Below are 14336 nucleotides of genomic sequence, written 5' to 3'. Positions count from 1 at the left end.
TGTCTCCTTTCCGGGGGGAACCAGGTCCCCGTACGGAGAGGCAGAGCGGTGGGACAGCCGGGTAAATACCGGGTGTATTCAAGGACACAATGCCGGGACGCACCGCCCCGGCCACTACGGTGGAGGCGTGATCCACGACCGCCCGGACCCCGCGTCGAAGGCCCGGCTCGCCGCCGGGTGGCTCGCGCTCGCGGGCGGCTCCCCGGCCGCGCGGGCCGCCGGCGCCGAGCTGATCGCCCGCTGGGCCGAACCCCACCGCCGCTACCACACCCTCGCCCATCTCGCCGCCGTGCTGGCCGCCGTCGACGACCTGGCGGGGGAGGCCGCCGACCCCGCCGCCGTGCGCCTGGCCGCCTGGTTCCACGACGCCGTCTACGACGGCAGGCCCGGCTGGGACGAGGAACGCAGCGCCCAGCTCGCCCAGGCGCGCCTGCCGCGCTGCGGGGTGCCGCCCGGCCGGGTCGCCGCGACCGCCCGGCTGGTCCGCCTGACCGCCGCCCACGACACGGTGGCCGCCGGCGACCGCGACGGGGCCGTGCTGTGCGACGCCGACCTGGCCGTGCTGGGCCGCCCCGGCTACGACGCCTACGCCGCCGACATCCGCCGCGAGTACGCCCACGTGCCCGACGACCTGTTCCGGCAGGGCCGCGCGCAGGTGCTGCGCAGGCTGCTGGCCGCGCCGCGGCTCTACCGCACGGACCGGGCCCGCGAGCTGTGGGAGGAACCCGCCCGCGCCAACATGACCGCCGAGCTGGCCCGCCTCGCGGGAGGCTAGGGCGCGCCGGCGTCGTGGCGCTTGCGGCGGCGCAGACCGGCGGCGATCAGGCGGCGCAGCAGCTCGCGCGAGCTGACCGGCTCGGCGCCCAGCGACACCGCCCGCGCGTGCACGGTCTCCGGGACGTCGTAGTGGTCCCGGTCGAAGGCGCGGCCCGGCACCCCGAGCCGGGCCGCGAACGCGTGGAGCTCCTCCAGCGAGCTGTCGCTCACCAGGTGCGACCACATCAGGCCGCGCGGCCCCGGCCAGTCGGGGGGATCGATCAGAACCGTCACGCCCTCAAGGGTAGGACCCTGCCGCGCACGCCCAGCTCGCCCAGATCGGGCACCACGACGTGCGCGCCGTGCCCGGCCAGCGCGGCGGCGTCGCCCGGACCGTCCCGGGTGACCGCCACGACCAGCCCGAATCCGCCCTTGCCGCCCGCCTGGACGCCCGGCAGCGCCGCGTCCACCACGGCGGCCCGTCCGGCGGGCAGCGCCAGGCGGCGCACGGCCTCCAGGAACAGGGCGGGGTCCGGCTTGCCCGGCAGGTTCATCAGGGCCGCGTCGCCGCCGTCCACGACCAGGTCGAACAGGTGCGCCACGCCCGCGGCGGCGACCAGCCGGCGGCCGTGCAGGCTGGCCGAGACGGCGGCCGTGCGGGCGCCCCGGTGGCGCAGCTCGTGCAGCAGGGCCACGGTGGCGGGGAAGGCGGCCACGCCGTACTTGTCCACCTGCGCGAGGAAGATCTGGTCCTTGGCCAGGCCGAGCCCGTGCACGGTGGGCGCACCCGGCTCGTCCTCGGGACCGCCTTCGGGCGCGGTGAGGCCGCGCGCGGCCAGGAAGGTGCGCACGCCGTCGAGCCGCGGCCGGCCGTCGACGTGCCGGAGGTAGTCGTCACGGATGTCGAACGGGTCGCAGCGGCCGCGCAGGAAGGCGTCGAAGACGTGTTTCCAGGCGGCCGCGTGCACCCGGGCGGTGTCGGTGACCACGCCGTCGATGTCGAACACCACGGCGCGGATCGAGGCCAGATCGATGACGGGCTCGTTCACACTGTGAACGTAACCGCTCTACCAGGCGACGGGTAGCTCCTTGACCCCGTACACGATGGCCAGCTCCCTGAACGGCACCTCGCCCGAGACGTGCAGGTCCGGGAAGCGGCGCAGCAGGGCGGGGAAGGCGATGCGCATCTCCATCTGGGCGAGCGGCGCGCCGATGCAGCGGTGGATGCCGTGGCCGAAGGCCAGGTGCGAGCGGGCGGTCTCGCGGCCCGGACGCACCTCGTCCATGTCCGGGCCCAGCGAGGGGTCGCGGTTGGCGCCGGTCAGCGAGCACAGCACCATCTCACCCTTCTTGATCGGCACGCCGTGCAGCTCCAGGTCCTCGCGGGCGAAGCGCGGGAAGGCCACCTGCACGACCGTCATGTAGCGCAGCAGCTCCTCGACGACGTCATTGACGTAGCCGTCCACCTCCCGCACCTTGGCGGCCTGCTCGGGGTGGCGCATGAGCCAGAGCGCGCCGAGCGCGAGCATGCTGGTGCTGGTGTCGTGGCCGCCGGTGAGCAGGCCGTCGGACATGCTGGCCAGCGTGCGGTCGTCGAGGTCGTCGCCGTGCTCGCGCAGGAGCTGGCCGAGCAGGCCCTCGCCGGGATCGCGCCGCTCGCGGGCGACCAGGTCCACCAGGTACGCCATCGCGTCGTTGATCGCCTGCAGGGACGCCTCGGGGCCGGCCGACAGGTCGAACCGGTCCTTGCTGATCCTGACGAAGTCGGCGCGCTCCTCGTACGGGACGCCGAGCAGCTCGCACACCACCAGCGACGGGATCGGCAGCGCGAAGTCCTCGACCAGGTCCGCGGGCGGGCCCTTGGCCTCGATGCGGTCCAGGTGCTCCTCGACCATCGCCTCGATCCGCGGCTCCAGCCGGCGCAGGCGGCGCATGGTGAACTCGGGGGTCAGGTACTTGCGCAGCCGCGTGTGCTCGGGCGGGTCCCGGAAGCCGAGGCCGCCGGGGTCCTCCTGGTTGGAGCCCAGGCCGGAGATGCCGGCGAAGTCGTTGCTGAACCGCTCGTGGTCGCCGAGCACACCGCGTACGTCCTCCCAGCGCGTGACCAGGTGCACGGTCTGGTCGCCGGGGATCTTCATGGGGAAGACGGCGTGCTCGGCCCGGATGCGGCCGAGCTCGGCGACCGGGTCGAAGTCCTCGCGCATGAACTGGACGAAGGGGAACTCTGAGTCAGACATGGATATCCGTCCTGCTGGGATACATCGCACTATGTTGGGATAAATCCCTCGGTAGATGGTCCCATCCGGACAGGCGGCTGTTGCCCTCCGAAAGGACGAAATTGCCGCTCACTCTCACGTCCCACCTGGCCACCCGCCCGATCGTCCATCTGGCCGCGCGTCCGGCCGCCCGCCGCGTGGTCCCGTGCGGGAGGCCGGGATGCGCCTCATTGTGCGCCGGGTCGCGGGCCGCCGACTAGCCACAACCCCCTTCTGGTACGGCGTGTGTCACAGGAACCGGTGGGAGACAGGGGAAATCGGTGGCGTTTGGCGTACAAGGGGGCGACAGTCTGCGATGATCTCGTCCCAAGACAAGCTGGAGTTGAGCCTCGCGGATAGTGACTGATGCCGACATTTGAGGAAATAGCAGCCTTCGTCGCCGAGAAGCCGTTCGCCACCGCCGTCATCGCCCTGCTGGGCCTGGCCGGGCTCGTGCTGGCGTTCCTGGTGCTCCGGATGGCCTGGCGCGCGGGCACCTGGTTATTCGCCCGCTACGTCGCCCCCCGTCCCGTCGAGGACGTGCTCACCGTCGTCGCCGCCTCCATCGCCACCGGCGTGTCCGCCCAGGGCATGTGGCGCTTCTCCGGAGACGTGCTGGGCCTGGACGGACCGCTCCGGCTGCTGCTGTTCGCCTTCATCGAGGTCGCCATCATCACCTCGGCCGTCCGCGCCCGCCGCAACATGCGGGAGAACTTCTCCGCCGGCATCGACGGCATCGCGGTCTGGGCACTGACCTGCCTGACCGCCGTCCTGTCCAGCATGGACGCCCGCAGCCTCCCCGAGGCCGTCTTCCGCCTGGCCGCCCCGCTGGTCGCCGCCTGGCTCTGGGAACGCGGCATGGCCATCGAACGCCACCGCATCCGCGGCACCGGCCGCATCAACTGGCGTCTGACCCCCGAACGCCTGCTCGTCCGCATGGGCCTGGCCGAGGTCAGCGACCGCACCGCCTCCGAGGTAGACGCCCACCGCCGGCTCACCCGCGTCGCCCTGGCCGCCAAGCGCGCCAAGGCGCTGCGCGACAGCGGCGCCTCCGAGCGCAAGATGCGCGGCGCGCTGGCCAGGCTCGACAAGGCCATGGACCAGGCCGTCGAGCACACCGGGCTGGCCGTCGACCAGCAGCGTCAGGAGGCGCTGCTGGCCCAGATCGCCGCCCTGTACAACACCACCGCGCTCATCGACGCCGACCCGCGCGTGCCGTGGGAGCCCGAGGCCGACCATCGTCCCGTGCCCGCCCGCCCGGCGCTGCCGCCCGCGCTGGCCCAGCTCGTCGAGGACGAGGACGAGGACGTCGAGGTGTTCGACGCCACCCCCCAGGTCGTCGACACCGCCCAGCGCGCCGCCCAGATCAGGGCCGCCCGCGAGTTCTGGGACCGGCAGATCGCCAAGCGCATCGTGCCGCGCTCGGTGGACATCGCCCAGGAGATCGGCGTCCCGCTGGCCACCGCGCGCGAGTATCGTGCCCTGTGGAAGCTGGAGCCGCAGGCGCACGCCCTGATCGAGGCTCTGTACCAGCAGCACGGCATCGTCGACACCGGCGCCTTCCCGGCCATCGCCGACGACGGGCGGGTGCTGGCCAAGTAGGGGGAGCTCGGTTGCGGGAGCGCACGCTCGAACGCGTCAGGAAACTCCTGGCCAAGGCCGAACGCACGGACAACGAGCACGAGCGGGCCACCTTCCTGGCGGCCGCCTCCGCCCTGATGGCCAAGTACGGCATCGACACCCTCCCGCCGCCCGGCGCCCGCCAGACCCCCGGCGACCGGATCGTCACCCTGCCCGCCCCGTGGGCCAGGGAGAAGGCCCGCCTGGTCAGCCTGGTGGCCCAGGCCGTCCGCTGCCGTCCGCTGCTGATCGGCCGCGGCGACGGCGGCCAGCGGGTGCACGTGTTCGGCTTCGCCGCCGACCTCGAACGCGCCGACGTGCTGGCCACGTCGCTGCTGCTGCAGATGGCCTCCGGCCTGGCCCGCGTACGGCCGCCGGGCGAGCTCGCCGCCGCGCGGGCCTACCGGCGCTCGTGGCTGCTGGGGTTCACCGACGAGGTGTACCGGCTGCTGCGCGAGGCCGAGTCGCGCGCCGCGACCGAGGCCGAGGCCGCCGGGGCGGGCACCGCGCTGGTGCTGGCCGACCGCCGGGCCGAGGTCGACCTGGCGGTGGCCGCCCACTATCCGCGCATCCGCATGTCCGTCCCGACGACCAGCGGCACGGGCTACCGCGCGGGCGTGCTGGCGGGCCGGCACGCCGACCTCGGACGCACCGGCATGCCCACCGCCACCGCCCGCGAACTGCCCCGCTGAGCCGCCTGACCGCTCAGCCCAGCGCGGCCGAGACCAGTGAACGGGCCTCCTCCTGCACCTTGGCCAGGTGGTCGGGGCCCTTGAAGGACTCGGCGTAGATCTTGTAGACGTCCTCGGTGCCCGACGGGCGGGCGGCGAACCAGGCGTTCTCGGTCGAGACCTTCACGCCGCCGAGCGCCGCGCCGTTGCCGGGGGCCGCCGTCTGCACCGCCGTGATCGGCTCGCCGGCCAGCGACGACGCCGTCACCTGGTCGGCCGACAGCTTGGCCAGCACCGCCTTCTCCTCGCGGGTGGCGGGCGCGTCGACCCGGGCGTAGGCGGGCTCGCCGAACCGCTCGGTCAGGCGACGGTAGTGCGCGCTCGGCGACTCGCCGGTCACCGCCAGGATCTCCGAGGCCAGCAGGGCGAGGATGAGGCCGTCCTTGTCGGTGGACCAGGGGGAGCCGTCGCGCCGCAGGAACGAGGCCCCGGCGCTCTCCTCGCCGCCGAACCCGAGCGAGCCGTCGAGCAGCCCGGGGACGAACCACTTGAAACCGACCGGCACCTCGTAAAGGCGCCGGTCGAGCGAGGCGGCGACCCGGTCGATGACGCCGCTGCTCACCATCGTCTTGCCGACCCCCGCCGCGGCGGGCCAGCCTTCGCGGTGGGCGTACAGGTAGGAGATGGCGACGGCCAGGTAGTGGTTGGGGTTCATCAGGCCGTCGGGGGTGACGACGCCGTGGCGGTCGGCGTCGGCGTCGTTGCCGGTGGCGATGTCGTACCTGTCGCGCTGGGCGATCAGCGACGCCATCGCGTACGGCGACGAGCAGTCCATGCGGATCTTGCCGTCCCAGTCGAGCGTCATGAACCGCCAGGTGGGGTCGACCAGCGGGTTGACCACGGTCAGGTCGAGGCGGTGGCGCTCGGCGATCTCGCCCCAGTAGGCCACGCTCGCCCCGCCCAGCGGGTCGGCCCCGATGCGCACCCCGGCCGACCTGATCGCGTCGAGGTCCACCACGGACGGCAGGTCGTCGACGTACGCGCCGAGGAAGTCGTAGCGGCCGGCCGCGTCGAGGGCCTTGGCGTAGGAGATCCTGGACACGCCCTTCATGCCGTCGGCCAGCAGCTGGTTGGCGCGGTCCTGGATCCAGGAGGTGGCGTCGGTGCCGGCGGGGCCGCCGTGCGGCGGGTTGTACTTGAAGCCGCCGTCGGAGGGCGGGTTGTGCGACGGCGTCACCACCACGCCGTCGGCGAGCCCGGACGTGCGGCCCCGGTTGTGCCGCAGGACGGCGTGCGATACGGCGGGGGTCGGCGTGTAGCCGTCGCGGGAGTCGATCAGCACCTCGACCCCGTTGGCCGCGAACACCTCCAGCGCCGACACGCGGGCGGGCTCGGACAGCGCGTGCGTGTCGATGCCCAGGAACAGTGGCCCGTCGGTGCCCTGGGAGGCGCGGTATTCGCAGATGGCCTGGCTGGTGGCCAGGATGTGGTCCTCGTTGAAGGCCGTCCGCAGCGAGGACCCGCGGTGGCCCGACGTGCCGAACGCCACCCGCTGCGCCACCTCGGCGGGGTCGGGGTGCAGGGCGTAGTAGGAGGTCACCAGCCGGGCGACGTCGACCAGGTCGGCGGGCTGGGCGGGCTGTCCTGCGCGATCGTGCGTCATGAGGCCACTTTACAAATCCGCCCCCTTCGTACGGGTGAGCGCGCCCGTCGGCGTGGGAAGATACAGGCGCGTCTGCCTCCAGAACGGAGTTCTGTTTCCATGCGTTTCGGATATTTCCTGAATGAACGGCAAGGGCCCGACCCGCTCGGCGCGCTCCGCGACGAGATCGCCCAGGCGGCCGAGGACGGCTTCGCCTCCGCCTGGCTGTCCCACATCTTCGGCCTCGACGCCCTCACCGCGCTGGCCGTGGCCGGCTCCCAGGTGCCCGGCATCGAGCTCGGCACCTCCGTCGTGCCCACCTACCCGCGCCACCCGGCGGCCCTGGCCCAGCAGGCGATGACGGCCAACGCCGCGCTCGGCGGCCGGCTGGCCCTCGGCATCGGCCTGTCGCACCAGGTCGTCATCGAGCACATGTTCGGCCTCAGCTTCGAGCGCCCCTACCGCCACATGAAGGAGTACCTCGACGTGCTGCTCCCGGCCAGCCGGGGCGAGCAGGTCAAGGCGGCGGGCGAGACGATCAGGGCCGACGTGCGGCTCACCACGCCGGGCGCGGGCTTCCCGGTGCTCATCGCCGCCCTCGGCCCGCGCATGCTGAAGCTGGCCGGCACGGTCGCCGACGGCACGGTGCTGTGGATGACCGGCCCGAAGACGGTGGCCGAGCACGTCGCCCCGACCATCACCGCCGCCGCCGCGGAGGCGGGCCGCCCGGCGCCGCGGATCGTCTGCGCGCTGCCCGTCTGCGTCACCGACGACCCCGCCGCGGCCGTCGAGCGCGCCAACGAGATCTTCGCCGTCTACGGCACGCTGCCCTCCTATCGGGCCATGCTCGACCGCGAGGGCGCCGCCGGGCCCGGGAACGTCGCGGTGGTCGGCGACGAGGAGTCCGTGCTGGCCCAGCTCGAACGGCTGCGCCAGGCCGGGGTGACCGACTTCGTCGGCGCGACGTTCGCCGAGCGGGAACGCACCCGTGAGCTGCTCATCGGCGCGTCGAAGGGTTCATAGGGGGACATCTCAATAAACTCCGGCAAGGTGAAGCGCTTGCTGCATGGCATAGACGTGTCGAACTGGCAGGGCTCCGTCGACTGGGCCGGTCACGCCGAGGCCGGGGTGTCCTTCGCCTTCGCCAAGGCCACCGAGGGCGGCGACTGGACCGACCGGTGGTTCGCCCGCAACTGGTCAGGAATGCGCGAGAGCTGGCTGGTGTGCGGGGCGTACCACTTCGCCCGGCCCAAGGGCGACCCGATCGAGCACGCCCGGCACTTCCTGGCGGTGCTCAGGTCGGCGGGCGGCCTGCGCAGGGGCGACCTGGTGGCGCTCGACCTGGAGACCGGCGACGGGCAGCGCCCCGAGCAGGTCGCCAGGTACGCGCGCCGCTGGTGCCACCACGTCGAGCGGCACGCCGGCCTGCGGCCCTTCATCTACACCTTCCACTGGTTCGCCCGCTCGGGGAACTGCGCCGGCCTGGCCGACTACCCGCTGTGGATCGCCTCTCCGGAGAGGCCGCGCGGCGAACCCCTCGTGCCGCCGCCGTGGCGCGACTGGACAATCCACCAATATGCCAGCAGTCCGCTCGACCGGAACATCTTCCATGGCACCCGCCAGGACCTGACAAGGCTGGGGTTTCACCCGCGATAGCATCGGTGTTCACCATCGAACCAGCCTCGGTGCCGCACATCGAGCGCGATCCAAGGGAGACACCGTGTCAGCCGAGCTACGCATCACCCTCGCCGGAGCCGAGCGTGTGGTCGCGGCCGGCACGACGGCCGGTGAGGCGCTGGAGGCCGACGGCCGCACCGTCATCGCGGCCCGGGTCAACGGCGAGCCGCGCGACCTCGCCCACCCGCTGGCCCAGGACGACGTGGTCGAGCCGATCGAGGTCTCCAGCGAAGACGGCCGGGCCATCGTCCGCCACTCCACCGCGCACGTCATGGCGCAGGCGGTGCAGGAGCTGTTCCCCGAGGCCAAGCTGGGCATCGGCCCGCCCGTGGAGAACGGCTTCTACTACGACTTCGACGTCAAGCAGGCGTTCAACCCCGACGACCTCAAGCGCGTCGAGAAGCGCATGCGGGAGATCGTCAAGCAGGGGCAGCTGTTCTCCCGCCGGGCCGTCAGCGACGACGAGGCGCGCGAGGAGCTGGCCGGCGAGCCGTACAAGCTGGAGCTGATCGGGCTCAAGGGCGGCGCGGCCGACGAGGAGAGCGTCGAGGTCGGGGCCGGGCAGCTCACGATCTACGACAACCTCGACGCCAAGACCGGCGAGCTGTGCTGGAAGGACCTGTGCCGGGGGCCGCACGTGCCCTCCACCCGGTCGATCCCGGCGTTCAAGCTCATGCGCTCCGGCGGCGCCTACTGGCGCGGCAGCGAGAAGAACCCGCAGCTCCAGCGCATCTACGGCACCGCCTGGGAGTCCCGCGACAAGCAGGACGAATACCTGAAGATGCTGGAGGAGGCCGAGCGGCGCGACCACCGCAGGCTCGGCGCCGAGCTCGACCTGTTCTCCTTCCCCGACGAGCTGGGCTCGGGCCTGGCGGTCTTCCACCCCAAGGGCGGCGTGATCCGCAAGGTGATGGAGGACTACTCGCGGCGCAGGCACGAGGAGGCCGGCTACGAGTTCGTCAACACCCCGCACATCACCAAGGAGAACCTCTACCAGGTCTCGGGCCACCTCGACTGGTACAAGGACGGGATGTTCCCGCCCATGGAGCTGGAGGGCGCCCGCTACTACCTCAAGCCGATGAACTGCCCGATGCACAACCTGATCTTCAGGGCGCGCGGGCGGTCCTACCGCGAGCTGCCGCTGCGGCTGTTCGAGTTCGGCACGGTCTACCGCTACGAGAAGTCCGGCGTGGTCCACGGCCTGACCCGGGTGCGCGGCCTGACCCAGGACGACGCCCACATCTACTGCAGCCGCGAGCAGATGCGCGACGAGCTCACCTCGCTGCTGCGCTTCGTCCTCGACCTGCTGCGCGACTACGGCCTGGAGGACTTCTACCTCGAACTGTCCACCAAGGACCCGGAGAAGTTCGTCGGCTCCGACGAGGTGTGGGAGGAGGCCACCACCACGCTGCGCGAGGTGGCCGAGGCCGAGAACCTCCACCTGGTGATGGACCCGGGCGGCGCGGCCTTCTACGGGCCGAAGATCTCCGTCCAGGTGCGCGACGCCATCGGCCGCACCTGGCAGATGTCCACCATCCAGCTCGACTTCAACCTGCCCGAGCTGTTCGACCTGCAGTACCAGGCGGCCGACGGCTCCCGGCAGCAGCCGGTCATGATCCACCGGGCGCTGTTCGGCTCGGTCGAGCGTTTCTTCGGCGTCCTGGTCGAGCACTACGCCGGGGCGTTCCCCGCGTGGCTGGCGCCGGTGCAGGTGGTCGGCATCCCGATCGCCGACGCCCACGTGCCCTACCTCCAGGACGTCGCCAAGCGGCTGCGCGAGCGGGGCATCAGGGTCGAGGTCGACGCGGCCGACGACCGCATGCAGAAGAAGATCCGCAACGCCCAGAAGGCGAAGGTCCCGTACATGCTGCTGGCCGGTGACGACGACATCGCCAACGGCGCGGTGTCCTTCCGTTACCGCAACGGCGAGCAGAAGAACGGCGTGCCCGTCGAGGAGGCCATCGCCGAGATCGTCAACGCCGTGGAACGCCGCGTCCAGGTCTGACCCGCCGCTCCAGGCCCGGCGAGCCTTCCCGGCCTGCCGGGCCTGAGCCGTGCTCCGGGCGGCCCAGGCCCCGGCCGGGTGTCAGTGCCGGCAGGGTGTCAGCGTTGGCCGGGCGTCAGCGGGGGAACAGGCGGAAGGCGACCGCCGGGCGGCCGTCGAAGCGTTCGGCGGCCTCCCGCGCGGAGCCCTCGATCAGCTCGCGGGCGTAGACCTCCGGGGCCTGGTCGGTCAGGGCCTCGATGTAGGCGCGGTGCTCCAGCAGCGACCGAACGCCCCGCTCCAGCCCGTCGGTGACGTCCACGGCGTGGGTGGGGGAGTTGGAGCCGGCGACGGCGACCCAGCGCACGCCGTTCCAGGGCTCGGCGTCGGTGTCAGGAAATATCCAGCGATTTCCGGCGTCTCCGGCGGCGTCCAGCACGGCCCGGCCCACCGCCCGGTGGTCGGGCGTGTTCCAGTACGTGCCGCCCCACGTGTCGTCGGGGTTGAGGGTGATCACCAGCTCCGGGCGGTGCCTGCGGATGGCGGCGGCGATGTCCCTCCTGAGCGCCGTCCCGTACTCGACGACCCCGTCGGCGTGGTCGAGGAACTCCACGGTGGTCACCCCCACCACGGCGGCGCTGGCCCGCTCCTCGCGCTCGCGCACCGGCCCGCACGCGGCGGGGTCGAGCGTGTCGATGCCCGCCTCGCCGCGGGTGGCGATCAGGTAGGAGACCTCGCGCCCGGCGTCGGTCCAGGTGGCGACGGCGGAGGCGCAGCCGTACTCCAGGTCGTCGGGGTGGGCCACGACGGCCAGGGCGCGCTGCCAGTCGGCGGGCATGGGTTCGAGTCGCTGTGCCATGCCCTCACCTTAGGCCCGTCGCGGAGGGCGGAGGATCACGCCGGAAGAGCGGCCCCTCGGCGCGGGGTCCTATGCTGCTTGGTATGCACGATCAGGCAGGAGCCGGGGCGCCCGACAACTTCCAGCGGCTGTGGACCCCGCATCGCATGGCCTACATCAAGGGCGAGAACAAGCCGACCGGCACCGGGCCGGGCGACGGCTGCCCGTTCGACGAGATCCCCCGGATGAGCGACGAGGACGGCCTGATCGTGGCCAGGGGAGAGGTCGTCTACGCCGTCCTCAACCTCTACCCGTACAACTCCGGCCACCTGATGGTCGTGCCCTTCCGGCACGTGTCCGGCTACGACGAGCTGACCCAGGCCGAGGTCGCCGAGCTGGGCGAGTTCACCCAGCGGTCGTTGCGCGCGCTGCGCAAGGCCAGCGGCGCGCAGGGCTTCAACGTGGGCATGAACCTGGGCCAGGTCGCGGGCGCCGGCATCGCCGCCCACCTGCACCAGCACGTCGTGCCGAGGTGGGGCGGCGACACGAACTTCATGCCGGTCGTGGCCCAGACGAAGGTACTGCCCCAGCTCCTGCACGACACCCGGCAACTCCTGGCCGACGCCTGGGCGGACTGACGACACCGGTCGCGGGCCCGCCACCCGAGGCGGCGTCGGCCTGAGGCACCGGTCGGCGGCGTCGATCCCGGGCCCGCCGCCCGAGGCGTCAGTCGCCGGCGTGGGCCAGGTGGGCGGCGGCGGCCTCGGCCGGCTTCTCGCGGCCGAGCGCGCCGATGCCCGCCGCGAGCAGCAGCGGCACGGCCAGCGCCAGAGCCATCGACAACACCGCGGCGCCCGAGTCGTTGACCAGCATCCCGATCACCCCGCTGACCAGCGTGCCGATCAGGCCGGCCCGCAGGGCGGGGGAGTGGCGGAACGCCGCGGGCACCACGCCCGCACTGGCCTGCTCGGGCCGCAGGATCGCGTAGACGAGGAAGGCCACGGCCGCGATCACGATGGGCATGAGGTTGGGGCTGAGCAGGGTGGCCAGCATGGCCTGGAGCTTACGGAAGATCACCTCGAACGCCTCGCCGCTGAGCACCTGGCCCACGAACCTGCCCAGGTGCGTCTGCTCGTCGGGCGGACGCAGGTAGTTGAGCACGGCGAACGTCATCACGATCACCGCCCCGGCCACGCAGAACGCCCCCAGCTTCACGATCGACACCCGCTTGCCGGCCACCAGCAGCGCGGTCACCGCGATGCCCGGCACGAACGCGATCACGCCGCCGAAGTCGCTGCCCATGCCCGAGCCGCCCAGCACCATCGCGAACGCCCCGAGCACCACGATCGCGGCCACCCCCGGCCGCCCCGGCCAGCGGTGGGCGATCACGGTGGTGGCCAGCAGCGTGCCGGTGGCCAGCAGCGCGAACGGGATGTTGCCCAGGCCGTAGTAGCGGGCCCCGACCTCGGCGCTGTAGCCCATGACGCTGTTGAGCTGCAACGTCGTGCCCGTCAGCAGGTCGCCGGCGAGCGTGAGCGCGGTGATGCCGGCCACCACGGCGAGCGGGCCGAGCGGACGACGCCGCCAGGGCCCGCCGAAGGCCAGCGCGGTGACCAGGACGACCCAGCCCAGCACCCCGGCGACCAGTTGCGGCAGGGTGGACCAGGGCAGCAGGTTGACCAGGTAGCTGGAGACCGGCAGGGCGGCCAGCGCGACCGCGGCCAGGCGCACCGGCGACAGGCCCTTGCGCCGCCGCAGCAGCAGGAACGCGACCACGTAGAACAGCACCTGCAACACCGCCACGACGGTGAAGTAGACGCCCTTGACCGACCGGATGGCCTGCGCGGTGGCGTCGGCCCGGCGCAGCCGGTCGATCGTCGCACCGGCGTCGCCGAGTTGCAGCGGCACCCCGACGACCGTGGCCGGCGCCGGCACGCCGAGCCGGGCCAGCACGGTCGCGGTCAGGTCGGGCAGGATCGAGATGTCGGCGCGGCGGGTCGAGGCCGCGCCCAGCAACCGCCCCTGCGCCCCCGGCTCACGCAGCGCGGCCACCCGCAGGTGCGGCACGGAACCGTGGTCGGACAGGCCGGCGAGCAGCACGGTGGTGCCGGGCGGCAGGATCGACAGCAGCGCGCCGGCCTTGGCGTCGGCCAGGCGCAGCGCGTCGCGGCGCTCCTTCGGACCGAGCTGCTCGGGCACCTTGGGCAGCTTGCCACTGGCCAGGTAGGGGTGGACGAGGTCGTCGACGTCCATGGCGATCAGCGGGCACTGCTCCAGGTCGGCCGTGCGGACCTGGAGCGGGGAGGCGTGGTAGCGCTGCACCGCGCCCTGCCGGTCGGCCAGCGCGAGCGCGGCGCCGGGGCCGATCGCGATCGAGCACCGGCCCGCGGCCTTCAGCGCCTCGCCCAGCGTGCCGGCGTTGCGCTGCCCGGCCACGTCGATGAGGTAGCGGTAGTCGGGGATGGCCGCGCCCGCGCCCCGGGTCTCGGGGGCGGGAGGCGCGCCGCAGGCGTAACCGGCGGCGGACCTGGTGCCGGCCGACACCGTGAGCCAGCCGTCGTAGGGGCAGGTGATGTTGCTGACCGTGCGCACCGACAGCGAGCCGATCGCGCTGCCACGCGTCAGCTCCCACAGGTTGGGGGCGTCTGCCTGGTTGACGTCGTCCCAGCTGAGGCCGGAGACGCCGATGAGCGCCACCCTGCCCGCGCCGGGAGCCGAGCCGCCGGCCGTGGCCGTGCCCTGCAGGCCGAGCAGTACGGAACCGGCCAGAACGGCCAGCACCACGAGCGCGCGCCTCACCCCGACGACCTCCCGCGATCGATGACGTCCGTGGCACGCTAGAGCACGTCGCGATCCGGCGCCACCGATTCCCCTACCTTCTCACGGGCGGCGG

General features: G+C 72.8%; 13 protein-coding genes. 7 read left to right on the top strand and 6 right to left on the bottom strand.

Annotated elements, in window-relative coordinates; genetic code table 11:
- Positions 1-127 precede the first annotated feature (127 nt).
- Entirely contained in the window at positions 128-775 is a 648-nt protein-coding gene (locus ACWEJ6_RS20505) for an HD domain-containing protein (RefSeq protein ID WP_452425335.1), read from the top strand.
- On the opposite strand, the gene ACWEJ6_RS20500 is transcribed toward ACWEJ6_RS20505, so the two are convergent.
- Genes ACWEJ6_RS20500 through ACWEJ6_RS20490 form a run of 3 tightly spaced genes read right to left on the bottom strand, consistent with a single transcriptional unit; the run spans position 772 to position 2993 of the window.
- Positions 772-1050, bottom strand: coding sequence for a DUF4031 domain-containing protein (locus ACWEJ6_RS20500; protein ID WP_352361368.1), 279 nt, complete (start codon positions 1048-1050; stop codon positions 772-774). The two genes, ACWEJ6_RS20505 and ACWEJ6_RS20500, sit on opposite strands and share 4 nt — an antisense overlap.
- The gene (locus ACWEJ6_RS20495; protein ID WP_387665067.1) at positions 1047-1805 is read right to left on the bottom strand and encodes an HAD family hydrolase; all 759 of its coding nucleotides are present in this window, start codon (positions 1803-1805) and stop codon (positions 1047-1049) included. Before ACWEJ6_RS20495 ends, ACWEJ6_RS20500 begins: the two co-directional genes overlap by 4 nt.
- Before the next feature lie 18 nt (positions 1806-1823).
- Positions 1824-2993, bottom strand: a complete 1170-nt coding sequence (locus ACWEJ6_RS20490; RefSeq protein ID WP_352322574.1) for a cytochrome P450 — start codon at positions 2991-2993, stop codon at positions 1824-1826.
- 384 nt (positions 2994-3377) lie between these two features.
- On the opposite strand from ACWEJ6_RS20490, the gene ACWEJ6_RS20485 reads away from it, so the two are divergent.
- Positions 3378-4613: a hypothetical protein gene (locus ACWEJ6_RS20485; protein ID WP_358285701.1), complete on the top strand. Its 1236-nt coding sequence runs from the start codon at positions 3378-3380 to the stop codon at positions 4611-4613.
- Positions 4614-4624: 11 nt separating this feature from the next.
- Positions 4625-5323, top strand: coding sequence for a DUF2786 domain-containing protein (locus ACWEJ6_RS20480; protein ID WP_452425332.1), 699 nt, complete (start codon positions 4625-4627; stop codon positions 5321-5323).
- Positions 5324-5336: 13 nt separating this feature from the next.
- Here the strand turns inward: ACWEJ6_RS20480 and pgm are convergent, their stop codons facing one another.
- Complete coding sequence (gene pgm, locus ACWEJ6_RS20475; RefSeq protein ID WP_387665074.1) at positions 5337-6965, bottom strand: phosphoglucomutase (alpha-D-glucose-1,6-bisphosphate-dependent); 1629 nt, start codon at positions 6963-6965, stop codon at positions 5337-5339.
- 99 nt (positions 6966-7064) lie between these two features.
- Between pgm and ACWEJ6_RS20470 the strand changes: the two genes are divergently transcribed.
- The 3 genes from ACWEJ6_RS20470 (at position 7065) to thrS (ending at position 10626) form a co-directional block, all read left to right on the top strand.
- A complete protein-coding gene (locus ACWEJ6_RS20470; protein ID WP_352361378.1) occupies positions 7065-7967 on the top strand; it encodes an LLM class F420-dependent oxidoreductase in 903 nt (300 codons plus the stop codon).
- 36 nt (positions 7968-8003) lie between these two features.
- Entirely contained in the window at positions 8004-8600 is a 597-nt protein-coding gene (locus tag ACWEJ6_RS20465) for a glycoside hydrolase family 25 protein (protein ID WP_352361380.1), read from the top strand.
- A 64-nt stretch (positions 8601-8664) separates the two neighbouring features.
- On the top strand, positions 8665-10626 hold the full coding sequence (gene thrS / locus ACWEJ6_RS20460) for a threonine--tRNA ligase (protein ID WP_358285709.1): 1962 nt from the start codon (positions 8665-8667) through the stop codon (positions 10624-10626).
- Positions 10627-10741: 115 nt separating this feature from the next.
- Here thrS and ACWEJ6_RS20455 read toward each other — a convergent pair whose 3' ends face one another.
- The gene (locus ACWEJ6_RS20455) at positions 10742-11464 is read right to left on the bottom strand and encodes a PIG-L deacetylase family protein (RefSeq protein WP_452425329.1); all 723 of its coding nucleotides are present in this window, start codon (positions 11462-11464) and stop codon (positions 10742-10744) included.
- 83 nt (positions 11465-11547) lie between these two features.
- Here ACWEJ6_RS20455 and ACWEJ6_RS20450 point away from each other — a divergent pair, with 83 nt between their 5' ends.
- On the top strand, positions 11548-12081 hold the full coding sequence (locus ACWEJ6_RS20450; RefSeq protein WP_387665085.1) for an HIT family protein: 534 nt from the start codon (positions 11548-11550) through the stop codon (positions 12079-12081).
- Positions 12082-12169: 88 nt separating this feature from the next.
- Here the strand turns inward: ACWEJ6_RS20450 and ACWEJ6_RS20445 are convergent, their stop codons facing one another.
- Positions 12170-14242, bottom strand: coding sequence for a hypothetical protein (locus ACWEJ6_RS20445; RefSeq protein ID WP_452425327.1), 2073 nt, complete (start codon positions 14240-14242; stop codon positions 12170-12172).
- Positions 14243-14336: the final 94 nt, after the last annotated feature.

This window comes from Nonomuraea sp. NPDC004702, assembly GCF_053601695.1.
Note: the sequence above shows the minus strand (reverse complement) of the source record. Positions and strands in the feature narration are given on the sequence as shown.

Bases quoted from the DNA above. Each gene is read 5' to 3' on its own strand.
- ACWEJ6_RS20470 (WP_352361378.1), top strand. From the start codon at position 7,065: ATGCGTTTCGGATATTTCCTGAATGAACGGCAAGGGCCCGACCCGCTC.
- ACWEJ6_RS20490 (WP_352322574.1), bottom strand. From the start codon at position 2,993: ATGTCTGACTCAGAGTTCCCCTTCGTCCAGTTCATGCGCGAGGACTTC.
- ACWEJ6_RS20455 (WP_452425329.1), bottom strand. From the start codon at position 11,464: ATGGCACAGCGACTCGAACCCATGCCCGCCGACTGGCAGCGCGCCCTG.
- ACWEJ6_RS20485 (WP_358285701.1), top strand. From the start codon at position 3,378: ATGCCGACATTTGAGGAAATAGCAGCCTTCGTCGCCGAGAAGCCGTTC.
- pgm (WP_387665074.1), bottom strand. From the start codon at position 6,965: ATGACGCACGATCGCGCAGGACAGCCCGCCCAGCCCGCCGACCTGGTC.
- ACWEJ6_RS20450 (WP_387665085.1), top strand. From the start codon at position 11,548: ATGCACGATCAGGCAGGAGCCGGGGCGCCCGACAACTTCCAGCGGCTG.